Consider the following 23,448-nt stretch of genomic DNA (forward strand, 5'->3'; position numbering starts at 1 on the left):
CCGAAAATCGGTAGTCGGGGAAAGTGCTACAAAAGCAGCGTGAATTATAGCCGTTTGGCAAGCGGGTGGGATTTTCAATCGTACAGCCCCCGGATCAGGGGTGCAAGGTCCGGTCTTGACACATTCCGGCGCGGCCAGGCGGTTCTCTTACGCGCCCTCAAGAAGAATGGCAGTGACGCCAGGAACATGGCAAAAACGAAATCTCGTCTGCTATAATCCGGCTGCGTCGGGGCGTAGCGCAGCCTGGTAGCGTACTTGCATGGGGTGCAAGGGGTCGGAAGTTCGAATCTTCTCGCCCCGACCAATGAATCACGGACAAAGGCCAGCCTTCGCGCTGGCCTTTGTTTTTCATCCTGGGCAAGGCGCGCCGCCCTTCCGTTATACTCCCGCGCAGGCGATCACGCCCCCTCCTTCAATAGAAAGAACGACATATGATGGAACTCCTTTCCGACCCGCAGGTGTGGGTCGCTTTCGCCACGCTGACCGCGCTGGAACTGGTGCTCGGCATCGACAACATCATCTTCATCTCGATCCTGGTCGACAAGCTGCCGGTGGAACGCCGCGAATTTGCGCGCAAGCTGGGCCTGTTCATGGCCATGTTCATGCGCATCGGCCTGCTGCTCATCCTGTCGTGGATCGTCGGCCTGACGCAGCCCCTGTTCACCCTGCCCTTCTTCGATCGCGGCGTTTCCGGACGCGACCTGGTCCTGATCCTGGGCGGACTGTTCCTCCTCTATAAGAGCGTGGGCGAGATCCACGAATCGCTGGAAGGCGCGGAAGGTTCCGCATCGAGCGCCGTCAAGGCGACCTTCACCGCCGTGATCCTGCAGATCATGGTGGTCGACCTGGTGTTCTCGCTCGACTCGATCATCACCGCCGTGGGCATGGTGGACGAGATCGCGGTCATGATCGCCGCCGTGATCGTCTCGGTCGGCCTGATGATGCTGTTCGCCGGACCGATCGGCCGCTTCGTGTCGGACCATCCGACGGTCAAGATGCTGGCACTGGCGTTCCTGGTCGTGGTCGGCGTGGTGCTGATCGCGGAAGGCTTTGGCCACCACGTGCCGAAGGGCTATGTGTACACCGCGATGGCGTTCTCGCTGGTGGTGGAGATGCTCAACATCCGCCTGCGCAAGCGCGCCGCCAAGCCGGTGCACCTGCGCTCCGAGTACGTCGAAGAAGGCAAGCTCCCGGAGTAAGCGGTTGCAAAGGGACTGTCCCCGCAGGCCGCTTGCGGGCAGTACCGTCCCTCGATCTTGAGCCTGCGATACCTGAGAGCCTGCCAAATGCAAAGGGGACAGACCGCAAGGACTGTCCCCTTTTTCATTGGTTCCGGGCAAAAGACCGGGGTCCCCGGCCGGGGCGGCCCCTTCCCCGCCTATTTCCAGTCGCCGCGCAGCGCGAGCACGCGTTCACGCAGGTATTCGGGCGTCGCTTCCTGCGGCGCCACCGGCGCACCGACCGCCAGCGCCAGCTTCGAACGCAGGCCGCGCGTGAACGAGCGCTCGAACACATTGGTCTTGTCGCGCGTAAGCAGGCTGCCCCACAAGCCGCGCAGCGCCATCGGAATGACCGGCACCGGCGTGCGTTCCAGGATCTTGGCAATGCCGCCCCTGAACTCGGCCACGTCGCCGGTGGAGGTCAGGCGCCCCTCCGGGAAGATGCACACCAGGTCGCCGTCGTGCAGCGCGTGCGCGATGTCCACGAATGCCTTCTCCATCAGCCATGGATCTTCCTTCGCCGGCGCGATCGGGATCGCGCGCGCGGTGCGGAAGATCCAGCCCAGCAGCGGCAGTTTGAAGATGCGGTGGTCCATCACGAAGCGGATCGGGCGCGGGCTGGCGGCCCCGATCACGATCGCATCGACGTAGCTCACGTGGTTGCACACCAGGACCGCCGGCCCCTCGTCCGGGATGCGGTCGGTGTCGATGGTGCGCACGCGGTGGATGGTGTGGATCAGCAGCCAGGCCAGGAAGCGCATCAGGAACTCCGGCACCAGCGAGAAGATGTACAGCGCCACCAGCGCATTCAGGATCGCCGTGGTGAGGAAGATCTCCGGAATGGTGAAGCCGGCGCTGAGCAGCACCATCGCCACGCCCGCCGACGCCACCATGAACAGCGCATTGAGGATATTGGTGCCGGCGATCGTGCGCGAGACATGCTTGGGATCGCAGCGCGTCTGGATCAGCGCGAACAGCGGGACGATGAAGAAGCCGCCGAATACGCCGAGCAGGACGATGTCGGCCAGGATGCGCAGCGCGCCCTCCTGCGCCAGGAAACCCGCCACGCTGACGGCGGCGGTGTTGGTGTACGCCAGGCTGGCGAAGTACAGGTCGATGCCGAACACCGACAGGCCGATCGAGCCGAACGGCACCAGCCCGATCTCGACCTTGCGGCCCGAGAGCTTCTCGCACAGCAGCGAGCCGACGCCGACGCCCACCGAGAACACGGTCAACAGCAGCATGAACACGCGCTGGTCGCCGTGCAGGTAATCCTTGGCGTACACCGGAAACTGCGCCAGCACCATCGCGCCGTAGAACCAGAACCACGAGTTGCCCATCATGGACAGGAATACGGTGCGGTTCTGTCGCGAATAGGACAGGTTGCGGACCGACTCCGTGATCGGATTCCAGTTGATCCTGAGCTCGGGCGCAGGCGCGGGCGACAGCGGAATGCCGCGGCTGGCCAGCCAGCCGATGACGGCGGTGATGAGCGCGCCCGCGGCCACCAGTTCCACGCCCATCTCGCCATACGCCACCAGCAGCGTGCCGGTGACCTGGCCGAGCAGGATGCCGACAAAGGTGCCCATCTCGATCAAGCCGTTCCCGCCCACCAGCTCTTCCTGCTTGAGGTGCTGCGGCAGGTAGGCGTATTTGACGGGACCGAACAGCGTCGAATGCACGCCCATGCCGACAATCCCGGCGATTAGGATCCACAGCGTGTGGGTCAGCCAGCCGACCGCGCACACGCCCATGATGGCGATTTCAAGCGCCTTGACGAAGCGCGACAGGCGCGCCTTCTCCACCTTGTCCGCGATCTGGCCGGCGGTGGCGGACAGCACCACATACGGCAGGATGAACAGCCCCGGGATCAGGTTGCTCAGCATCGAGGGACTCATCGTCGTCCAGCTCAGCGCGTCGTACGTCAGCACGACGATCAGCGCAGTCTTGAACAGGTTGTCGTTGAACGCGCCGAGGAACTGGGTCCAGAAGAACGGGCCGAAGCGGCGCTGCGTCATCAGGCTGAATTGGCTGGTATGGCTCATGAAGCTCCCTGCATAAGATTTGTTATTTCTTGGTTACGCCATCAGCGGCGGCGCAGCGCCTTGAACGCTTGCGGAACCCATGGCCGCACCGCCACCATCAGGCTGATCGCCTTGCGGTCTTCCAGCGGCAGCCTTGCCTCGTGCTGGTGCTGGTGCGCGAAGTCGCTCGCCACCTGCTTCAGGCGCTCCAGCAGCGCCGCACTGCTCTGCTTCGTCAGCATCATGTTCACCAGCTTCATCATCTCGAACTCGCCGTCGAAGCGCGAGTTCAGGTAATCATGTGCCGCCTCGCGCCGGAAGTAGCCCTGGATCGGCCCGTCCGCCAGCCAGCTGAAGGTGCGCGAGATCAGCAGCTTCACCCGGTTGTTCGGCAGCAGCTCCAGGAAGCCGATCTTGTCCAGCCGGACCAGGTAGCCCGTCACTTCCGCCTCGGTCAGGTCGTACTCGCGCACGATGTCGGCGTAGCCGATGTGGTTCATCGCCGAGACAGCCACCACCAGCAGGCGCGGATCCTCGATCAGCTCCTTCTCCTGCGCCAGCGTCAGCTGCGACACCAAATTCGGCTCGCGCTGCGCGGCGCTCAGCTCGTCGAACTCGATGCCCGCGGCCAGCAGGATCTCGTCCAGCCGCTCCAGCGTGAAGTTCCGCTGCGAGAACATGCGCTTGACGCTGGCCTCGGACATGCCGATCTTTGCCGCCAGCTCCGCGTAGGTGACGCCGCGCGCCTTCAGCAGCCGCTTCAAGGTGTCGACAAGTGTAATCGCGTGCGCCATGACCAGTCCATTTTGAATTTGAGTATCGGATACTAATACTTTTATGATGTAAAAGCGATACTGTCTAGCAATTGATTGATCTCCGAATGCGAATGGTCAATCATGCGATCCATGCCAACGACGGCACACCTGAAAGGAACAAGAACATGAAGAAGATCACCGCCACCGCCCTCCTTGCCATCGCCCTGGCCGCAGCGCCAGCTTTCGCGGCCGACGGCGCCTCGCAAGCCTCCACCGCCTCCGCCCTGTCCGCCGACGGCGCGGCCATGGTGGTCGACGGCTCCCTGCTCGCCGCGGCGGGCTCCGGAGTGGTCGTGGTAAAGAGCGTCGAAGCGAGCGCCGAGGCGCTGGTGTTCGTGGTGGAAGGCTCGGCGAACGGCGTGAGCGCCACGGTGCGCCTGAGCGGCCGCGCGGCCAAGGAAGCGTCGCTCGCCACCGGCCAGATGATCCAGGCGACCACCGTCTCCACCGGCGTGATGCTGGTCGCGCTGGGCAAGGTCATCGCCTTCATCCCGAACGAGACGGGCAAGGCGCTGCTGCACCACTCCCGCGTGGGCGCCTGAGATGTTGCGCGCGCTCCTGCTGTCGCTGCTCGTCCTTGCCGTTCCAGCGCGGGCGGGCACGGAATGTTCCGAGAAGCCGCTTGCGCCCAATACCGTGGCCGCCGCCATGAACCTGGCGCAGGCCACGCGTGAAGCGCTCGACGCCTCCGGCGCGCAGGTGGTGCTGATCGCCCGCGCCGGCCAGGACCTGTCGCGCTACGGCCTGCGCTACTCGCACCTGGGCTTTGCATGGCGCGATCATCCTAAGGGCCGCTGGGTAATCCGCCATGAGCTGAACGACTGCGGCACCGCCACGTCCGCGCTGTACGACGACGGGCTGGCCAACTTCTTCCTCGACGATATGTTCGAGTACCAGGCGCTGCTGCTCATCCCGAACAGCGCGGACCAGGAGCGCCTGGCGGCCACGCTGGCGTCCGGCGTGCCCGCCCGGCTGCATGCGCCGGCCTACAACATGCTGTCGTATCCGTTCTCGACCCGCTTCCAGAATTCGAACCAGTGGGTGCTGGAGACCTACGCCGCCAGCCAGTCCGACCGCAGCATTCCCGTGCGCGACCGCGAGCAGGCCCAGGCCTGGCTTCGGCTGGCCGGCTACAAGCCGATCACGGTCGAGATCCCGGCGGTCGTGCGCCTGGGTGCGCGGGTGTCGCGCGCCAACGTGACGTTCGAGGACCAGCCGTTCGACCGCCGCATGGCGGGCAAGATCGATACGGTGACGGTGGATTCGGTGGTGCGCTTTGTGCGGGAACGCGACCAGCTGTCGCGCGAGCAGACCGTCCGCGCGCAATGATCGGGTAATCCAAAGGTTTCCCCCCGCGCGTCGTTCGCGTGATGACCGCGGTGGATTTCATCCGGCGACCGTTCCCAGGGGGCGGTCGCCTTCCCTACGGCAGCGTGGTTTCGTCCTCGCGCTTGTCGGCGCGCACGGCGGCCACCGCCGCGATGTCGATCAGGCCCTCCCCCGCCGCGTGCGTCGCGGCAGCCACGCTGTCCGGCGTCAGGATCAGCTGCGCGCCGGTGGCGCTCACTTCGGCCACCAGCTTGTCGATCGCGTCGATCCGCGCCGGGTCCGGATTGACGTTGCGGATGTAGATCACGCGGATCGCCTGCGGATGCCTGCGCACCGCCTCCGAATACAGTTCCGGGTCCTGCTCCCCGCTATCCCCCATCAGCACGAACTTCATGTTCGGGTAGAAGCGCAGGATCATTTCGATCTTTTCCAGCTTGTGCGTGTGGTGCCGCCCTTCGCCGAACACCTGGCGCATGCCCAGCTCCTTCAGCAGCAGCGGCCCGAGCGGGATCCCCTGCAGCTTGAAGAACTCCGTGAGCGGCCCGTACAAATGCCACGGACTGCTGGAGACATAGAACACGGGATTGCGCTCGCCGCCGCTGGCGCCCGCATGCAGCGCGCGGTAGAACGCGCCGACGCCCTTGAACGGCTTGCGCGTGTGCGAGTTGGATCGGGCCAGCATGCGCATCATGTTGAGCTTGTTGGTCACGTTGGACCACAGGACCGTATCGTCGATGTCGCTGATGACGCCGAAGCGCGCGGTCGGCGGCGGCACCAGCACTTGCGCGGTCGCGGTCACGCGCGCGGTGCCGCGCCCGGCCGGTTCGTCCAGCTCCAGCTCCACGTTGATCCAGCCGTCGGTGTCGAGCTCCTTCGCCAGCTCGATCTCCAGGTTGAAATAGCCGCCCGCGTCGGTCACCGCGCGTTGTTCCTGCCCCTGGAAGCGGGCGATCACGCCGGCGCCCGCCACCTCGTCCGATTCGAGCCGCTTGTACAGTTCGACCATGTTCCGCCAGCGGGTGTCGGTGGCCGCCTGGGTGCGAAAGTTCTCCATTTCCAGCACGCGCCCGCGGACCAGCAGGCGGTGGAAGCTGCCGAAGCTCGCGTAAGGGACGATCATCAGCTGCCTTCCCTGGCCCAGCCGGCGTCCGGCGCGCTTGATGGCTTGCAGGGCGAATTTGCCTGCGCTTTCGGCGAAGCTGCGCACCGGCGAGGCGGTGCCCTCTTCCTCCTCGACCGGGGTTGGGGCGACCGCAGGCTGCGCGGCAGCGGCGTATGCGCCCGACTCGACCCACACCGGCCCGGCGGCTGCGGTGGCGGCATAGGTGACGGCATCGTCGACCTGCTGGCGGGCCTTGGGGTCGACGTCGGCCGACAGCAGCTGGACCTCAGCGCCGGCGGCACGCAACTGCTCGATCTCCGCGGGAGCCAGCAGCGACGGGTTGATGTACAAGGTGGCGCCAGCCGCATTCGGCAGGATGTGCTCGAAGCCGGCGCGGGTGAGGATCAGGAATGGCATCGCCATGGGACATCGCCTCGATCAATTCGATGAGCATGTTGTACCACAGCGGATGGGGGAAGTTCGGGGCGCTGCCCAACAGTGCGCCCCCGCTCGCGCGGGGACGGCGCCGGACTAGTTCAGGGATTCGAGTCGGATGCGGGTGACCGGACCCACGACGGTCTCCAGCGCTTCGATCAGCGCGATCGCCGCGTCCATCTTCTTCTCCTGCGTCTGGTGCGTCAGCAGCACGATGTCCAGGCGCGTCGCGTTCTCTGCCGGCTCCTTCTGCAGCACCGCGTCGATCGAGATGCGCGCATCGGCGAGGATGCGCGTCAGGTCCGCCATCACGCCCAGGCGGTTCTTGACGTACACGCGCAGGTAGTAGCTGGTGGTGATCTCCGCCATCGGCAGGATCGGCACGTTGGTCAGCTGGTTCGGCTGGAATGCCAGGTGCGGCACGCGGCTCTCCGGGTCGGCCGTGGCCAGTCGCGTCACGTCCACCAGGTCCGCGATCACGGACGATGCGGTCGGCTCGGCGCCCGCGCCCTTGCCGTAGTAGAGCGATTCGCCCACGGCGTCGCCGCGCACCATCACGGCATTCATTGCGCCTTCCACGTTGGCGATCAGGCGCTTGTTGGGGATCAGGGTCGGGTGCACGCGCAGCTCGATGCCCTCCTCGCCGTTGACCAGCGCGCGCCGCGCAATGCCCAGCAGCTTGATGCGGTAGCCCAGCTGCTCGGCATAGCGGATGTCGACTGCCTTCAGGCTGCTGATGCCTTCCACGTAGGCCCGTTCGAACTGCATCGGGATGCCGAAGGCGATGGCCGCCATGATGGTCGCCTTGTGCGCAGCGTCCACGCCCTCGATGTCGAAGGTCGGATCGGCTTCGGCATAGCCCAGCTCCTGCGCCTGGCGCAGCACGGTCGCGAAGTCGAGCCCCTTGTCGCGCATTTCGGACAGGATGAAGTTGGTGGTGCCGTTGATGATGCCGGCGATCGACTGGATGCGGTTGGCGGTCAGGCCCTCGCGCAGCGCCTTGATGATGGGGATGCCGCCCGCCACCGCCGCCTCGAATGCCACCATCACGTCGTGTTCCTGGGCGGCGCCGAAGATCTCGTTGCCGTGCGTGGCCAGCAGCGCCTTGTTCGCGGTGACGACATGCTTGCCTTTGGCGATCGCGCGCATCGCAATCTCGCGCGCCGTCTCGATGCCGCCAATCAGTTCGACCACGATGTCGATGTCCGGGCTGTCCACCACTTCGGTCCAGTCGGTGACGATGCGGCAGCCCTCGTCCACGATGCCGCGCGCGCGCTCCGGCGCGCGCACCGCCACCATCGCGATATCGATGCCGCGCCCGGCCCTGCGGCGGATGTCCTCCTGGTTGCGCTTGAGGACCTGGTAGGTCCCGGTGCCCACGGTGCCCAGGCCGATCAGCCCGACTTTGATTGGTTTCATTCTTGTTCCTTCGGTTGGCACGCCCCGGCCGTCGCCGGGGCGGCGGCATTATGCGGTTCCGTGGCGGCGGCGGTAGCCATCCAGGAAGCGCGCGATCCGGCCGAACGCATCGGCCAGGTCGTCCTGGTTCGGCAGGAACACCACGCGGAAGTGATCGTGGTTGACCCAGTTGAAGCCGGTGCCCTGCACGATCAGCACCTTTGCCTCGGCCAGTAGCTCGTAGGCGAACTGCTGGTCGTTCGCGATCGGGTACACCTTGGGGTCGAGGCGCGGGAACATATACAGCGCGGCCTTCGGCTTGACGCAGGTGACGCCCGGGATGTCGGTCAGCAGCTGGTGCGCAAGGTCGCGCTGCCTGGTCAGGCGCCCGCCGGGCGCGACCAGGTCGGCGATGCTCTGGTGTCCGCCCAGCGCGGTCTGGATCGCCAGCTGGCCCGGCGTGTTCGCGCACAGCCGCATCGAAGCCAGCATGTTCAGGCCCTCGATGTAGTCGCGCGCGTGCTTCTTCTCGCCCGACACCACCATCCAGCCAGCCCGGTAGCCGCACGAGCGGTAGTTCTTCGACAGCCCGTTCAGGGTAATGAACAGGACGTCGTCCGCCAGCGAGGCGATCGACACGTGCTCTTCCTCGTCGTACAGGGTCTTGTCGTAGATTTCGTCGGCGAACACGATCAGCTGGTGCTGGCGCGCCAGCTCCACGATCTCCAGCAGCACCTCGCGCGGATACAGCGCCCCGGTCGGGTTGTTCGGGTTGATGACGACGATCGCGCGCGTGTTCGGCGTGATCTTGCGACGCATGTCCTCGATGTCCGGGTACCAGTTGGACGATTCGTCGCACACGTAGTGCATGGGCGTGCCGCCCGACAGGGTGACGGCCGCGGTCCACAGCGGATAGTCGGGCGCCGGCACCAGCACTTCGTCGCCGCTATTGAGCAGCGCGTTCATGCCCATCACGATCAGCTCGGAGGCGCCGTTGCCCAGGTAGATGTCGTCGATGGTGACGCCGGAGATGCCCTTCTCCTGGGTGTAGTGCATGACCGCCTTGCGCGGCGCGAACAGGCCCTTGGAGTCGGTGTAGCCGGCCGCGCCATGCAGGTTGCGGATCATGTCCTGCACGATCTCGTCGGGCGGGTCGAAGCCGAATACGGCCAGGTTGCCGATATTGAGCTTGATGATCTTGTGGCCCTCGTCTTCCATCTGCCGGGCTTTTTCCAGCACGGGACCACGGATGTCGTAGCAGACTTCTGCCAGCTTTCTTGATTTATGTACCGGTCGCAAGATGGGCTCCAGGGGATCAGCAATGTTGCAGTGCGCAAAATACCATTCTGCCCAATCACAGCCTTTTATGCAACGACGCCGCGCAGGCCACAAAATGTGCGCCGCCGGCCCGGATTCGCAGCACTGGCGGGCTCAAACAAATCGCCACGTTGTACAATCGGCCATCCATTCCTTATTTGCATCTCCATGAAGCTCCACAACGCCACCAATGCCGCCTACCAGACCGTCACCGCGTACGACGACAAGGGGGTCGAAATCAACGCGGTCCGCTATGAGCACAGCCTGTTGGTGATGCCGGAGAGCCCGCCCGTCCCCTGGCCGGTGACCTCGTTCGAGCAGCTGGGCGCCGGGTCGTTCGACGCCATTGCGGCGCTGCAGCCGGACGTGGTCCTGCTGGGAACGGGCGAACGCCAGCGCTTCGCGCATCCTTCGCTGATCCGCCCGCTCATGGAAAAAGGCATCGGCGTCGAGTGCATGGACAGCCATGCCGCCTGCCGCACCTACAATATCCTGATGGGCGAGGGCCGCAAGGTCGCGCTCGCGCTCATCATCGCCTGACCACACAAGGAGAAACCATAGTGGCTGACAGCCCATCTGCCCTCCCGCTGGCCGATTTCACGGCCCCGATGACCGGCAACGGCACATTCCGCCTGCAGGGCCGCCCCGCCAAATACACCGTGCTGTACTTCTACCCCAAGGACAATACGCCCGGCTGCACCACCGAGAGCATTGCGTTCCGCGACCTGCATGAGCAGTTCCTGGCGGCCGGGGCCGAGCTGTACGGGATCAGCCGCGACTCCATGCGCTCGCACGAAAGCTTCAAGCAGAAGCTCGGCCTGCCCTTCGAACTGATCTCCGACCCGGAAGAAGCGGTGTGTAACCAGTTCGGCGTCATGAAGATGAAGAACATGTACGGCAAACAAGTGCGCGGCATCGAGCGCAGTACGTTTATCATTGACGATGCCGGCCGAGTGGTGAAAGAATGGAGAGGCGTAAAAGTTCCTGACCACGCCGGGGAAGTCCTCAAATTCGTGACTGGCCAGGGCGCAGCGTGATGCCCTGTCGATCAACTCTTTATTGATTGCATCAGCTATCTTGAGTCGTACGGAAATTCTTCCTTCCACCGCGTTCCACGGTTCCCGGCCCAGCCGCCGGGCCTTCCAGCGCATCAGCCGTTTTCTCCCAGATCAGCAGTACCATCGCCTCGCCGTCAGAGGCTCGCCAATTCTTTTGAAATGAGATCCTGATGCCACTGCCAAAAATGCCTGCCAAGCCAGCCACGCTGCTGCTGGCCAAAGATTATCCGACCGCCGATCCGGCCGACCTGGAAAAAAGCCGGGCCGCTGCCAAGGCGACACCCAAACCACAACTGGCCGCCGTTGCCGAAGCGCCTGAAGCCAGGCCCGCCAAGGCGAAAGCCGGCGCCCGGGGCAAGGCCGAAGCTGCGCCCCAGCCTGCCGAAACGCCCGCAGCCAAGCCGGCCCGTTCGCGCGGCAAGCTCGAAGCCGAAGCGGCCACTCCGCATCCGGCCAAGCACAAGCTGGTCGAAGTGCCGGTCAAGTCGCCTGCCAGCCGCGCCGCCGACAAGTCCGGCGCGACCAAGATGTTCGTGCTCGACACGAACGTGCTGATGCACGACCCGACGTCGCTGTTCCGCTTCGAGGAACACGACATCTACCTGCCGATGGTCACGCTCGAGGAGCTGGACAACCACAAGAAGGGCATGACCGAAGTCGCCCGCAATGCGCGCCAGGTCTCGCGCTCGCTGGACGCGCTGGTTGGCGCGATCGGCGACGACGGCATCGAACAGGGCGCCCTGCTCAGCAAGCTGGGCAACAAGGACGCCAAGGGCCGCCTGTTCTTCCAGACCCGCCTGCAGGAAGCCAGCCTGCCGGAAGGCCTGCCGCAGGGTAAAGCCGACAACCAGATCCTGGGCGTCGTGCGCGCGCTGGAGCAGGAATATCCGGGCCGCGCGATCGTGCTGGTGTCCAAGGACATCAACATGCGCATCAAGGCGCGTGCGCTCGGCCTGCCGGCGGAAGACTACTTCAACGACCATGTGCTGGAAGACACCGACCTGCTGTACTCGGGCATCGTCCAGCTGCCGGACGATTTCTGGAACAAGCATGGCAAGGACATGGAGTCCTGGCAGGAGAACAAGCACGGCAACTCGGCGACCTACTACAAGGTCACCGGTCCCTTGATTCCATCGCTGCTGGTGAACCAGTTCGTGTTCATGGAACCGAAGAATGGCGAAGCGCCGTTCTACGGCCAGGTCAAGCAGATCAACGGCAAGACAGCCGTGCTGCAGACCCTGCGCGACTACAGCCACAACAAGAACAACGTGTGGGGCATCACCGCGCGCAACCGCGAGCAGAACTTCGCGCTGAACCTGTTGATGAATCCGGAGTGCGACTTCGTCACCCTGCTCGGCCAGGCCGGCACCGGCAAGACCCTGCTCGCGCTCGCGGCGGGCCTGGCGCAGGTGCTTGAGACCAAGCTGTATAACGAGATCATCGTCACCCGCGTCACCGTGCCGGTCGGCGAGGACATCGGCTTCCTGCCGGGCACCGAAGAAGAGAAAATGGGTCCGTGGATGGGCGCCTTCGACGACAACCTCGAAGTGCTGAACAAGTCCGATTCGGATGCCGGCGACTGGGGCCGTGCGGCGACGCAGGACCTGATCCGCTCGCGCATCAAGATCAAGTCGCTCAACTTCATGCGCGGCCGCACCTTCGTCAACAAGTTCCTGATCATCGACGAGGCGCAGAACCTGACGCCGAAGCAGGTCAAGACGCTGGTCACGCGCGCCGGTCCCGGTACCAAGATCATCTGCCTTGGCAATATCGCGCAGATCGACACGCCGTACCTGACCGAAGGCTCGAGCGGCCTGACCTATGTGGTCGACCGCTTCAAGGGCTGGGCGCACAGCGGGCACGTGACGCTGGCGCGCGGCGAGCGTTCGCGCCTGGCCGACTACGCCAGCGAAGCGCTGTAAGGGTTCTTCGCCCGCCCGCGCATTGACATGCTGGGGACGGTCCCTACCGGGAACCGTCCCCTTTTTTCGTTAACTGCAGGCATTTGCGCGAAACATACGGAATCGTCACCGATTGTCGTTTATTTGAATCCTTCCGCATACATCTTCGCTCTACCGGAATGTTTTGTTCGAAAATACAGCGATCAAGCATAAAAAGGAGGACTACCACATGAAACTGACCCACTTCCTGGCTGCCGCCACGCTGGCCCTGGCCGTTTCCGCCCCGGCGCTGGCAGTATCGGACAAGGACGCCGACACCTTCCTGCTGACGCCCGCGCTGTTCGAAAAGATGAAGAAAGCCGAACCTGAACTCAAGGCGCTGAACATCAAGGACGACTCGGAATCGGACGAGGAATCGACGGTCGACGACATCATCAAGAGCATCGAGCGGCACCCGAAAGCCAAGGCGGTGCTGGCCAAGCACGGCTTGACGAGCAAGGAAGTGGCGCTGGCATCGGTCGCGATGATCCACGCCGGCATGTACGTCGCACTGGAGTCGCAGATGGACAAGAAGGGCGCCGCCGACCTGATGGCCGGCTATACCCGCGAACAGCGCGCCAACATCGCCCTCATGCGCACCATGGCCAAGTCCAGGTAGGGCATGGCATCCCCATGACAGGGGAACGCCTGCCGCTCGGCGCACCGCAATCGCAAGACAAAAAAAAGGGGACTACGAAGTCCCCTTTTTCACATCTCCACCCCGGCATCAGCGCACGATGCAGTCCGTCGCATCGCCCTGCCCCGGCGTATTCGACGCCGTCGGACCGCCGCTGCCCGCATTGAACGACGGTGGCGGCACGAACTGGATGTTCGGATTCGACGGCACGATGACCGGCGGCTGGTTCACGTTCGGCACATAGCCGAACTGCCCCGCCTGGAAGCCCATCGAGCCCCCGTTGTTGGTCACGATGATCGCGCCATCGGCCACGGTCAGGTGCAGGCCCGGCATGAGCGATGGCCCCGCCGGCGTGGGCGGAGCAGGCGACTTGCCGACCGGGTTACCCGCCGCAGGCGGCAGCAGGCCCGCCGGCGGCTTCGTCGCGGAAGCGCTGTTCATCAGGTCCGTCACCGTCGGGCCGGCCCCAACCCTGCCCGGTGGCGCAGGCGGAGGCGGCACGTAGTGTGCGATGAAGGTCGTGCCGCGGATGCCGATCGTCGCGGTCGGCGTCTTGAGCGAGAACTTCTCCTTGCTGCGCTTCCCCAGCAAGCCGGTCACCTGGCGCAGTCCGCCCTTGACCAGGTTGAAGGTCGCGGTGTCGCCATCGGGCTTGCCCTCGTCGAACGCGAAGCTCTCGATCTTGAACGAGCTGTCCGGACGAAGCGTGATCTCGCTGTTGTCGATGAACTTGATCAGCGCGTAGGTGTTCTTCTCGGACACCAGCGTGTCGCCCTGCTCGACTTCCGAGCGCAGAGCCAGCACCTTGACCTTGCCGTCCGCCTTTTTCGCGATCAGTGGACCCGACAACTGGCGCACCGTGCCCACCACCTGGCCTGCCCACGCGAACGTGGCAGACCACATCAGGGCAGCGAAGACCAGCGCCTTAATTGCAGTAGAGTTTCGTGGCTGGCTTTTCATTCTTTGCTCCTGAGTTTTCCTTGCCTTCTGCTGGCGGCGTGCCTTCGGCAGGCTCCTTCGCATCGGGCTTCTTCGAATCGTTCGCCGAACCGCTGCCGGTGGTGGTGCCGGGGCCCGGCGAGACCACCGAACCGGTGTTCACCAGCGTGATCGTGGTCTGTTCCACGCTTGCCACCGGTGACTTGGAGGTCTGCGGCGAGGTCGGATTGAACGCCACGCAGCTCGGATCCAGCGGATGGGTCGAGCAGAAGTCCGGCTTCGGCAGCACCGCAACGCAGCCTTGCAGGTTCGGGTTCACCGCGCACTGCTCCAGCTTAGGCAGGATGACGCCGCAGCCCGGCAGGGATGGCGAACCGATACACTCGGCCATGGTGGGCAGCACCACCGCGCAACCGGTTATGGTCTTGTCGGCGATGCACTGCTCCAGCTTCGGCAGCACGGCGACGCAACCGGCCAGGGTCGGATTGACCAGGCACTGCGCCATCTTCGGCAGCACGCCTTCGCAACCGTAGGTCGACGGCGCAGCGACGCACACCGCCATCGAAGGCAGGCGAACGGCGCAACCCAAGGTCGACGGTGCGGCGATACACGCTTCCATCTTCGGCAGCACGCCCTCGCAGCCGTAGGTCGACGGGCTGGCGATACACTGCGCCATCTTCGGCAGCACTGCTTCGCAGCCGGTCGTGGCAGGGGTGACGATACATGCTTCCATCCTCGGCAGCACGGCCTCGCAACCCACGGTGGACGGCGCTGCGATACAGACCGCCATCTTCGGCAGCACTGCCTCGCATCCGGTGGTCGACGGCGCGACGATACATGCGGCCATCTTCGGCAGCACGCCTTCACAGCCGTAAGTCGACGGCGCGGCGATACATTGCGCCATCTTCGGCAGCACCACTTCGCAGCCGGTCGTTCCCGGGGCGACGATACATGCCTCCATCTTCGGCAGCACGCCTTCGCAGCCGTAGGTGGAAGGTGCGGCGATACACTGCGCCATCTTCGGCAGCACCACTTCGCAGCCGGTCGTGCCCGGCGCGACGATACATGCTTCCATCTTCGGCAGCACGCCTTCGCAGCCGTAGGTCGACGGCGCGGCGATACACTGCACCATCTTCGGCAGCACCACTTCGCAGCCGGTCGTGCCCGGCGCGACGATACATGCCTCCATCTTCGGCAGCACACCCTCGCAGCCGTAGGTCGACGGCGCGGCGATACACTGCGCCATCTTCGGCAGCACCACTTCGCAGCCGGTCGTGCCTGGAGCGACGATACAGGCCTCCATCTTCGGCAGCACACCCTCGCAGCCGTAGGTCGACGGCGCGGCGATACACTGCGCCATTTTCGGCAACACCACTTCGCAGCCGGTCGTGCCTGGAGCGACGATACATGCCTCCATCTTCGGCAGCACGCCTTCGCAGCCGTAGGTCGACGGGGCCGCGATACATTGCGCCATTTTCGGCAACACCACTTCGCAGCCGGTGGTGCCCGGGGCGACGATACATGCCTCCATCTTCGGCAGCACACCCTCGCAACCGTAGGTGGACGGCGCGGCGATACACTGCGCCATCTTCGGCAGCACGACTTCGCAGCCGGCGGTGCCCGGGGCGACGATACATGCCTCCATCTTCGGCAGCACGCCTTCGCAACCGTAGGTGGACGGCGCGGCAATACACTGCGCCATCTTCGGCAGCACCACTTCGCAGCCTGCAGTGCCTGGCGCGACGATACACACTTCCATCTTCGGCAAGACGCCTTCGCAACCGTAGGTGGATGGCGCAGCGATACATTGCGACAGTTTTGGCAGCACTACTTCGCAACCGGCGGTGCCTGGTGCGACGATACACACTTCCATCTTCGGAAGGACGCCTTCGCAACCGTAGGTGGATGGCGCCGCGATACATTGCGACAGCTTGGGCAGAACCACCTCGCAGCCGGCGGTCGACGGCGCCGCGATACATGCTTCCATCTTCGGCAGCACGCCTTCGCAACCGTAGGTCGACGGGTTGGCGATACATTGCGACAGCTTCGGCAGTACCACTTCGCAGCCGGCGGTCGATGGCGCCGCGATACAGGCCTCGATCTTCGGCAGCACGCCTTCGCAACCGTAGGTCGACGGGTTGGCGATACATTGGGACAGCTTAGGCAGCACTACTTCGCAGCCGGCGGTCGATGGCGTCACCACGCACACTTCCATCTTTGGCAGCACGCCTTCGCAACCGTAGGTCGACGGATTGGCGATACATTGGGACAGCTTAGGCAGCACCACTTCGCAGCCGGCGGTCGATGGCGTCACCACGCACACTTCCATCTTCGGCAGCACGCCCTCGCATCCGTATGTGGACGGGTTGGCGATACATTGCGACAGCTTCGGCAGCACCACTTCGCAGCCAGCGGTCGATGGCGTCGCCACGCACACTTCCATCTTTGGCAACACGCCTTCGCAACCGTAGGTGGACGGATTGGCGATACATTGCGACAGCTTCGGCAGCACCACTTCGCAGCCAGCGGTCGATGGCGTCACCACGCACACTTCCATCTTCGGCAGCACGCCTTCGCAACCGTAGGTGGACGGATTGGCGATACATTGCGACAGCTTCGGCAGCACCACTTCGCAGCCGGCGGTCGATGGCGTCACCACGCACACTTCCATCTTCGGCAGCACGCCTTCGCAACCGTAGGTCGACGGATTGGCGATACATTGCGACAGCTTCGGCAGCACCACTTCGCAGCCGGCGGTCGATGGCGTCACCACGCACACTTCCATCTTCGGCAGCACGCCTTCGCAGCCGTAGGTGGCCGGAGCAGCGATACACTGCGACAGTTTCGGCAGGACGGCATCGCAGCCTGCGGTGGACGGCGAAACGATACACACTTCCATGTTCGGCAGGACGGCCTCGCAACCATAGGTCGCCGGGGCGGCGATACATTGCGCCAGCTTCGGCAGCACGTATTCGCAGTTGGTCGTGGCCGGGTTGGCGATACAGGCGGAGATGCTCGGCAGGACCACTTCGCAACCGGAGGTCTGCGGATTTGCGACGCACTGCTCGATCTTCGGCAGCACCGCCTCGCAGCCGGCAGTCGACGGTGCAGCAACGCAGGTCGCCAGCTTCGGCAGCACGGCATCGCAACCGGTCGCGGACGGGGTCGCGATACATTGCGCCAGGGTCGGCAGCACCACTTCGCAACCCGGGGTCGCCGGCTGGGCCACGCAGACTTCGATCTTCGGCAGCACCGCTTCGCAGCCGGCAGTCGACGGTGCAGCGACGCAGGTCGCCAGCTTCGGCAGCACGGCATCGCAACCCGTCGCGGACGGGGTCGCGATACACTGCGCCAGGGTCGGCAGCACCACTTCGCAGCCCGCGGTCGCCGGCTGGGCCACGCAGACCTCGATCTTCGGCAGCACGGCTTCGCAGCCTGCCGTCGCCGGCGCGGCGATACAGGTCGCCAGCTTCGGCAGCACGTATTCGCAGTGCGTCGCGGACGGCGACGCGATACAGGTTTCGAGGCTCGGCATGACCGCTTCGCAGCCCGGAGTCGCGGGCTGCGCGACGCAGACCGCCACTGGCGGCAGCACCGCCTCGCAGCCGGTTGCCGACGGGGTCGCGATACACTGGGCCAGCGTCGGCAGCACTACCTCGCAACCCAGGGTCGACGGAGCGGCAATGCAGGTGTCCATCTGCGGCAGCAGCGCGTCGCAGCCCGGCAGGGAGGGTTCGGCGATGCACTGCTCGATGGTCAGCACAGGCCCGGTCACGACACCGGCCTGCTTGTCGATCACGCCGCCGGTCATGATGGCGCCTTCTGGCGCCGTGATGGCGCCGCCCGCGCGCAACGAGATGTCGCCGCTGGACGAGGTCACGGAGCCGCCTTCGGACACGGTGATGTCGCCATCCGCGCCGGTCGCTTCCAGCTTGATCGCGCCGCTTTCGGAGCGCACCGCGCCTTCGATCGTCATCGGGCTGTGCGTGGTCAGGCTTATGTCGCCCGACGTGGTGGTCGCCGACTGCACAGTCATGCCGCCATGGTTCTCGACGCTGATCGACCCGCTGCTGTCGCCGTGCTGGCGCACGTCAACCGCGAGTTCGCCCGGCGCGCCGGCATTGTTGACGACATTGATCGGCGAACCGCCTTCCGAGTACGGGTCGTAGTTGGATGCGGTCAGGACCGAGGTCTCCGTATTGAGCGGCGCGGTCATGGTGCCGATGCCGCCCTCGGAGTACAGCGTCAGCATCGGCGCCTTGAGCAGTCCGGAGCCGAGGATGCGGCCCGCGTCGATGTACACCTCGCGGGTCATCGCTTCGACCGGCGCGTTCAGGAATACGCCGCCCGACGTGCCGATGCTGATCCCGTGCGGCATGCGCATCGCGGCATTAATGTTCACGCCCTGCGCGCCGCCGTACATGCCAAAGCCGAGAATGCCCGTGCCGGTCAGGTCAAGCGCGCCGACCACGTTCACACTGTTGTTGTTGGAGTAGCCGTCGCCGAAATTACCGACCGAAACCCAGGGAGCGTCGATGATCGACAGCTCGTCCTGCGACAGGCCGAGCGCCTCGCCTTCGATGTCGACGGCGCCCTGCCCGACGTTGATCGCCAGGTCGGAATACGTGGTCAGTTCGACGTCGCCTTCCGAGAACGTCGCGATGCTCGCCAGCGGCGAGAAATGCATGCTGTCCGCTTCCAGGTTCACGCTGAACGCATCGATGCGCGCCCGGTCGAGCAGCTCGATCGAGCCGCCGCGCGCCTGCGCGTACACGTAGCGCGCAAAGATGCTGGCTGATGCGCTTTCCGTCTCACCGCCGTAGCTGCCCGAGAACGATTGCACAACGTCGTCGCGGCCAATCACGACCGACGTGCCGCCCAGGCGCACCACGCCGCCAGGGGCGACGATCGGTCCGGCCACCGTCAACTTGCCGGTCGTGTCGAGATCGATCCAGGTGTCGTAGTCGTCGGCCATGCTAATGCCCTGCGTGCTGCTACCCACTTCCAGGTCGCCCTGGTTGCCGAAGACAAGGGTACGCACGCCGCTGGCGACCAGCTTGCGCACATTATTGATGGCGCTGTCGCCGCCGAGGTAGACGTCGGCCGGAGCATTGATGTCGGAACTGATGGACAGGACGTCGGCAGTGATACCGCCGTCCAGGCTCTGCGTGATCTGGCCCGAGCTGCCCAGCATGATGTGGTCGGAGCGCAGCGGCGCATTGATCTCGATACCGCCTGCGCCGCCGTGCAGCGCCAGCATTGCGCCGGAGCCCGGGTTGCCGAACGAGGTATCGCCCACGACGCTGATCTTGCTGTTGCTTTCCCCCGAGGTGCCGATCGACAGCGCCGTGGAACTGATGCGGCCGATCTCGTCCTGGTCGATCGCCAGCACGCCCTCGCCATCCGTGGCGCCGGCGCCGACGTGCACGCCGACCTCGGCCGAATCGGCGGTGATCGAGGTCATGAAGGATTCGATGGAACCCTGCAGGTCGAGACGGTCCGCGCGCAGATGGACGTAAGGCGCCAGGATCTTGCCGTTGCCGCGCACGCCCAATGCTCCTCCGCCGAAGGCGCTTGCCATCAGCGTGCCTTCCGGGTGTGTCATCTCGATGGTGCCGTTGAAGTCGAAAGCGCCGCCCGTGTTCAGGCTGAGCGAGCGCACGTCATGCAGCAGCGCCCACGTGCCCTCGGCGACCGTCAGGCCGCCCAGGTTGCCGCTGTGACCGATGATCAGGTTGCCGCCGCTGATCCGCGCCAGCTCGGCCGGGGTCAGCACCAGCGCATCCGGGTTCTTGTCGTTGGCGATCTCGATCGGCGTGCCTGGCATATTGTTGAAGATGGCGACCACGCCGCTGCCATTGGCGCCACCGGCGCTGACCTGCCCGTTGATATTGAGCTTGTCGGCCGTAAGCTGGATGAAGCCGCCCGCATCGCCGGCGCCGCTCGAAATGCTGCCCGTCGATGCGACGTTGATGGTGTTACCCGTCAGGGAGACGGTCCCGCCGCCGCTGGAGACGATCGGCGCGTCGACATCGATCGAGCCGGGGCCGTCCGATGCGGTAAAGCCGGTGTAGCTGTTCGCGCGCAGGACAATGTTGCCGGTCGTGGTCGTGATCGAGCCCTTGACGTTGATGCTGCCGCCCGCGCTGGCGTCCAGGCTGTACTCGCCCAGGGTCAGCGGTGCGTTGAACGTGATGTTGTTGACCGCCTGCAGGGTGACGTCGGCGCCCGAATTCATGATCTGGGTCGGCGACAGGTACACGGACTGGCCGGGCAGCACTTCGAACAGGCGCGCATCCACCAGCGGATTCAGCGAAGCGGAGCCGACGATGATGTTGAGCGGATCGAGCAGCCACTGGCCGCGCGCTCCATGCGACGCGCCAGCGTCGACCACCAGGCCGTTCACGTCCAGGTAGACGGCCGAGGTTTCGACGAAGCCGCCGTTGCCCGACTGCGCGCCGCCGCGCGCCGAGATCTGGCCAAAGGCGCGGGTCGCGCCGGTGGCCCACAGGATGACCTTGCCGCCGTTGCCGCTCTTGCGCGCGTCGGCGCGGATGCTGGCGTCCTGGCCCAGCCAGGTCTGCTCCGCATTCTGGACCGCGGCATTCTTGCCGAGGTAGTCGCCGCCCATCAGGACGGTGCCGCCACCGGTGTCACCGCTCACGTCGACCGATGCATTGCCGGTCATCGCGACGCGATTGCCCAGCAGGTGCACGGCGCCGCCCGTGCCAGCGCCAGTCGCGGTCGTGGTGCTGCCCGCCTCGAGGATGGTGTCGCCGCTCGCCTTGAGCACAATCTTGCCGTTCTGGCCGACCACCGCGCTGTTCGCATTGAGCGCGCCGCGCTGGTTGACCAGCGCACCGTAGATGCCGATGCGGCCGCCCTGCGTGATCACCTGGCCCAGGTTGACCGCCTTGTCGGCAGGCGCCGACACGACCACGTGCAGGTCAGGATTGCGCGAGTCCACCAGCTGCACTTCGCGGCCGGCGGCCAGCACCACGTCTCCCTGCGGCGACGTGATGATGCCGTTGTTCTCCACGTTCGGCGCGATCAGGAACACCTGGCCGCCGGACGGCGTCGCGATCGTGCCCCGGTTGTCGACATTGCCCGCCACCGGGCCGGCGCTGAACTTCCTGCGCCCCGCCAGGAAGTCGGCGTCGCTGATGTTGAGCGTGGAGGCGGTCAGGCCTGCGACATCGACGCGCGAGCCTTCGCCGAACATCACGCCGTTCGGGTTGATCAGGAAAACGTGGCCGTTCGACTGCAGCGCGCCCAGGATCTGGGTCGGATCCTGGCCGAGGATGCGGTTCAGCACCGCGCTCGATGCGCTCTGCTGCACGAACTGCGTCACCTCGCCCGGCGCAACCGAGAAGCTCTGCCAGTTGATGATGGTGTTGGGTGTGTTCGTGATGGTGAACACGTTGCCGTTCTGCGAGAACGTGGCCTGGCCGCTCACCACCACCGGCGACGTCGGCGATGCGACGGCGGCGGTAAAGGCGCACGCGAGGACTAAAGGTAGCAATCTCTTCATGATATCCCTCATCCTCAGTAGGCAAAGCCCATGCGGACATGAACACGGTTCTTATCGTTGACGGCAAGTTCGCCCTGCTCCACCACATGGCCCCAGTCCAGCTGCAGGGTCATGGTGTCGCCGAAGGCCATGCGCACGCCGAGGCCTGCGCTGGCGATGGTGGTGCTACGCAGTTCGCCCGGCAGCGCGTGGTTGCGCCTGACCCAGGCGACGTCGACGAAGCCCACGCCGCGGCATTGCCAGTTCGCGCGCTGGCACAGGTTAGGGCTGTACATTTCCAGGTTGGTGTTGACGCCGCTGTCGGCCGACAGCTCGCGCTCCGCAAAGCCGCGCACCGAGGTCGAGCCGCCCGCGCCGAACTGCTCGCCCGGCACCAGCGCATCGTCGGTCAGCTGGGCGTTGAGCACCACGCGCGACTGCCAGCCGGCCAGGCTGCCCGGCAATGCATGGGTGGCCGACGCCGACAGGCGCACCACGTCGTAGGAAGGATCGGCATGCATGCGCGCTGCGCGGAATGCGCGTTCGCCGCCACGCTCGCCGCCCGGGAAGTTGTGCGCGTAATTGATCGACACGCCGTACTCGCCAGCGCCATAAGAAATGGTGCCGAGGTAGCCGACCGACACCGGATGCACGGTGACGTTGTTACCGAAGTCCGCGCCCGCGAACAGCACGCTGTTCTTGAATGCCTTGTAGTCCACGCCATAGGTGACGCGGTGTTCGTAGTCGCCGACCCGCGGCAGCACCTGGTTGTAGCGCGCGCCGTACACAGTGCCGCGGCCGCTCACGGCCAGGTCGAAGATGCCCGCCGTGACCACGCCCGAATCCACGTCCGAGTAGTTCGCGAACAGGTCGATCGAGTCGCCCAGCGCATACAGCGGAATGTGGTAGCCCATGCCGTACACGGCCACCTGGTCGGGCTGCTCCGCGGTGGTGGTGTACTGGATGCTGCCCACATGGTCGCGGCCAAACAGGTTGGCGTGCTGCAGCGAGGCCGATACGTGGGTCTTGCCGGTCGAGCCGGTGCCCGTGTTGTCCAGGTTGAGCGCTGCGCGCCAGAAGCGCTGGTCGAGCACCTCCAGGTTCGCATCCACCTCGTCGTTCTCGCCGCCCTGCAGCTTGAGCGTGACCTTCTTGGCCGGATTCTCGTTGGCGAGCTTGAGCTGGGTGGAGATCCGTCCGATGTTTGGCGTCTGGCCTTCCATCAGGGCCGGCAGGCTGCGGCGGATGTTCGCTTCGTCGAACACCGTGTTGCCGCTGACGCGCACGCGGCCGATCCTGGCCTGGTTCACCACCAGACGCACAACGCCGGCGTCCAGTTCCTGCTCGGGCAGCTGCACCGTCACCACGTTGTAGCCGCGCGCGTGGAAGGCCGCTTCCAGCGCCTCGAGCGCGCGCTGCACGTCGCCGAAATCGCGGCCGCTGCCGGTGAACGGCGTCACGGCGGCGTCCACCACCTCTTGCGGCAGCAAGGTATTGCCGCTCACCTCGAAGCGCTGGATGGCGAAACGCAGCGGCTCGTCGGCCAGCGCCTGCGCGTCGGCTGCCCACGCGGATGCGACGGCAAGGGCCAGCACCGGGCCTGCGAACAGGCGTGCATAGCGAAGTCTCATGTTTTGGACCTGTTTATTTATTGTTGTTGGCTTGATTCCGGCCCCTCGCCGGAATTGCAACGTTGGAATATCAGAAGTGTAAAGGGATTTCCT

At 65.1% G+C, this 23,448-nt stretch carries 15 protein-coding genes and 1 tRNA gene; 8 read left to right on the forward strand and 8 right to left on the reverse strand.

What is annotated here, in order from left to right; translation table 11 throughout:
• Positions 1 to 227: 227 nt before the first annotated feature.
• Both ACFSQR_RS15850 and ACFSQR_RS15855 read left to right on the forward strand, forming a co-directional pair.
• Positions 228 to 304: transfer RNA gene (locus ACFSQR_RS15850), tRNA-Pro, on the forward strand.
• Positions 305 to 431: 127 nt separating this feature from the next.
• On the forward strand, positions 432 to 1,199 hold the full coding sequence (locus ACFSQR_RS15855; RefSeq protein WP_377730938.1) for a TerC family protein: 768 nt from the start codon (positions 432 to 434) through the stop codon (positions 1,197 to 1,199).
• Between the two features lie 179 nt (positions 1,200 to 1,378).
• Here ACFSQR_RS15855 and ACFSQR_RS15860 read toward each other — a convergent pair whose 3' ends face one another.
• Together ACFSQR_RS15860 and ACFSQR_RS15865 are read right to left on the reverse strand one after the other, a co-directional pair.
• On the reverse strand, positions 1,379 to 3,265 hold the full coding sequence (locus ACFSQR_RS15860; protein WP_377730939.1) for an MFS transporter: 1,887 nt from the start codon (positions 3,263 to 3,265) through the stop codon (positions 1,379 to 1,381).
• 41 nt (positions 3,266 to 3,306) lie between these two features.
• Positions 3,307 to 4,038: a helix-turn-helix domain-containing protein gene (locus ACFSQR_RS15865; RefSeq protein ID WP_377730940.1), complete on the reverse strand. Its 732-nt coding sequence runs from the start codon at positions 4,036 to 4,038 to the stop codon at positions 3,307 to 3,309.
• A 146-nt stretch (positions 4,039 to 4,184) separates the two neighbouring features.
• On the opposite strand from ACFSQR_RS15865, the gene ACFSQR_RS15870 reads away from it, so the two are divergent.
• Both ACFSQR_RS15870 and ACFSQR_RS15875 read left to right on the forward strand, forming a co-directional pair.
• Positions 4,185 to 4,601, forward strand: coding sequence for a hypothetical protein (locus tag ACFSQR_RS15870; RefSeq protein WP_377730941.1), 417 nt, complete (start codon positions 4,185 to 4,187; stop codon positions 4,599 to 4,601).
• Position 4,602: 1 nt separating this feature from the next.
• Positions 4,603 to 5,388, forward strand: a complete 786-nt coding sequence (locus tag ACFSQR_RS15875; protein ID WP_377730942.1) for a DUF2145 domain-containing protein — start codon at positions 4,603 to 4,605, stop codon at positions 5,386 to 5,388.
• 94 nt (positions 5,389 to 5,482) lie between these two features.
• Here the strand turns inward: ACFSQR_RS15875 and ACFSQR_RS15880 are convergent, their stop codons facing one another.
• From ACFSQR_RS15880 to ACFSQR_RS15890, 3 genes are all read right to left on the reverse strand, one after another.
• A complete protein-coding gene (locus ACFSQR_RS15880; RefSeq protein WP_377730943.1) occupies positions 5,483 to 6,913 on the reverse strand; it encodes an App1 family protein in 1,431 nt (476 codons plus the stop codon).
• A gap of 108 nt (positions 6,914 to 7,021) precedes the next feature.
• Positions 7,022 to 8,344: a homoserine dehydrogenase gene (locus ACFSQR_RS15885; RefSeq protein ID WP_377730944.1), complete on the reverse strand. Its 1,323-nt coding sequence runs from the start codon at positions 8,342 to 8,344 to the stop codon at positions 7,022 to 7,024.
• A gap of 48 nt (positions 8,345 to 8,392) precedes the next feature.
• Entirely contained in the window at positions 8,393 to 9,622 is a 1,230-nt protein-coding gene (locus ACFSQR_RS15890; RefSeq protein ID WP_377730945.1) for a pyridoxal phosphate-dependent aminotransferase, read from the reverse strand.
• A gap of 186 nt (positions 9,623 to 9,808) precedes the next feature.
• Between ACFSQR_RS15890 and ACFSQR_RS15895 the strand changes: the two genes are divergently transcribed.
• The 4 genes from ACFSQR_RS15895 (at position 9,809) to ACFSQR_RS15910 (ending at position 13,257) form a co-directional block, all read left to right on the forward strand.
• Positions 9,809 to 10,180, forward strand: coding sequence for an Mth938-like domain-containing protein (locus ACFSQR_RS15895; protein WP_377730946.1), 372 nt, complete (start codon positions 9,809 to 9,811; stop codon positions 10,178 to 10,180).
• 20 nt (positions 10,181 to 10,200) lie between these two features.
• Positions 10,201 to 10,677 (forward strand): peroxiredoxin, encoded by a 477-nt coding sequence (locus ACFSQR_RS15900; RefSeq protein WP_377730947.1) that lies wholly within the window; start codon positions 10,201 to 10,203, stop codon positions 10,675 to 10,677.
• A gap of 191 nt (positions 10,678 to 10,868) precedes the next feature.
• A complete protein-coding gene (locus ACFSQR_RS15905; protein ID WP_377730949.1) occupies positions 10,869 to 12,620 on the forward strand; it encodes a PhoH family protein in 1,752 nt (583 codons plus the stop codon).
• Between the two features lie 208 nt (positions 12,621 to 12,828).
• Positions 12,829 to 13,257, forward strand: a complete 429-nt coding sequence (locus ACFSQR_RS15910) for a hypothetical protein (protein WP_377730950.1) — start codon at positions 12,829 to 12,831, stop codon at positions 13,255 to 13,257.
• Between the two features lie 108 nt (positions 13,258 to 13,365).
• On the opposite strand, the gene ACFSQR_RS15915 is transcribed toward ACFSQR_RS15910, so the two are convergent.
• Genes ACFSQR_RS15915 through ACFSQR_RS15925 form a run of 3 tightly spaced genes read right to left on the reverse strand, consistent with a single transcriptional unit; the run spans position 13,366 to position 23,355 of the window.
• Positions 13,366 to 14,178: a FecR domain-containing protein gene (locus ACFSQR_RS15915; RefSeq protein WP_377730951.1), complete on the reverse strand. Its 813-nt coding sequence runs from the start codon at positions 14,176 to 14,178 to the stop codon at positions 13,366 to 13,368.
• Positions 14,179 to 14,200: 22 nt separating this feature from the next.
• On the reverse strand, positions 14,201 to 21,745 hold the full coding sequence (locus ACFSQR_RS15920; protein ID WP_377730952.1) for a filamentous hemagglutinin N-terminal domain-containing protein: 7,545 nt from the start codon (positions 21,743 to 21,745) through the stop codon (positions 14,201 to 14,203).
• A gap of 14 nt (positions 21,746 to 21,759) precedes the next feature.
• Positions 21,760 to 23,355 (reverse strand): ShlB/FhaC/HecB family hemolysin secretion/activation protein, encoded by a 1,596-nt coding sequence (locus ACFSQR_RS15925; protein WP_377730953.1) that lies wholly within the window; start codon positions 23,353 to 23,355, stop codon positions 21,760 to 21,762.
• Positions 23,356 to 23,448 lie beyond the last annotated feature (93 nt).

Source organism: Pseudoduganella sp. GCM10020061 (genome assembly GCF_042683405.1).
Taxonomy (GTDB): Bacteria; Pseudomonadota; Gammaproteobacteria; order Burkholderiales; family Burkholderiaceae_D; genus Telluria.

Excerpts from the sequence above, each read along its gene's own strand:
- ACFSQR_RS15855 (WP_377730938.1), top strand. The coding sequence starts at position 432 with ATGATGGAACTCCTTTCCGACCCGCAGGTGTGGGTCGCTTTCGCCACG.
- ACFSQR_RS15860 (WP_377730939.1), bottom strand. The coding sequence starts at position 3,265 with ATGAGCCATACCAGCCAATTCAGCCTGATGACGCAGCGCCGCTTCGGC.
- ACFSQR_RS15865 (WP_377730940.1), bottom strand. The coding sequence starts at position 4,038 with ATGGCGCACGCGATTACACTTGTCGACACCTTGAAGCGGCTGCTGAAG.
- ACFSQR_RS15870 (WP_377730941.1), top strand. The coding sequence starts at position 4,185 with ATGAAGAAGATCACCGCCACCGCCCTCCTTGCCATCGCCCTGGCCGCA.
- ACFSQR_RS15875 (WP_377730942.1), top strand. The coding sequence starts at position 4,603 with ATGTTGCGCGCGCTCCTGCTGTCGCTGCTCGTCCTTGCCGTTCCAGCG.
- ACFSQR_RS15880 (WP_377730943.1), bottom strand. The coding sequence starts at position 6,913 with ATGGCGATGCCATTCCTGATCCTCACCCGCGCCGGCTTCGAGCACATC.
- ACFSQR_RS15885 (WP_377730944.1), bottom strand. The coding sequence starts at position 8,344 with ATGAAACCAATCAAAGTCGGGCTGATCGGCCTGGGCACCGTGGGCACC.
- ACFSQR_RS15895 (WP_377730946.1), top strand. The coding sequence starts at position 9,809 with ATGAAGCTCCACAACGCCACCAATGCCGCCTACCAGACCGTCACCGCG.
- ACFSQR_RS15905 (WP_377730949.1), top strand. The coding sequence starts at position 10,869 with ATGCCACTGCCAAAAATGCCTGCCAAGCCAGCCACGCTGCTGCTGGCC.
- ACFSQR_RS15910 (WP_377730950.1), top strand. The coding sequence starts at position 12,829 with ATGAAACTGACCCACTTCCTGGCTGCCGCCACGCTGGCCCTGGCCGTT.
- ACFSQR_RS15915 (WP_377730951.1), bottom strand. The coding sequence starts at position 14,178 with ATGTGGTCTGCCACGTTCGCGTGGGCAGGCCAGGTGGTGGGCACGGTG.
- ACFSQR_RS15920 (WP_377730952.1), bottom strand. The coding sequence starts at position 21,745 with ATGAAGAGATTGCTACCTTTAGTCCTCGCGTGCGCCTTTACCGCCGCC.
- ACFSQR_RS15925 (WP_377730953.1), bottom strand. The coding sequence starts at position 23,355 with ATGAGACTTCGCTATGCACGCCTGTTCGCAGGCCCGGTGCTGGCCCTT.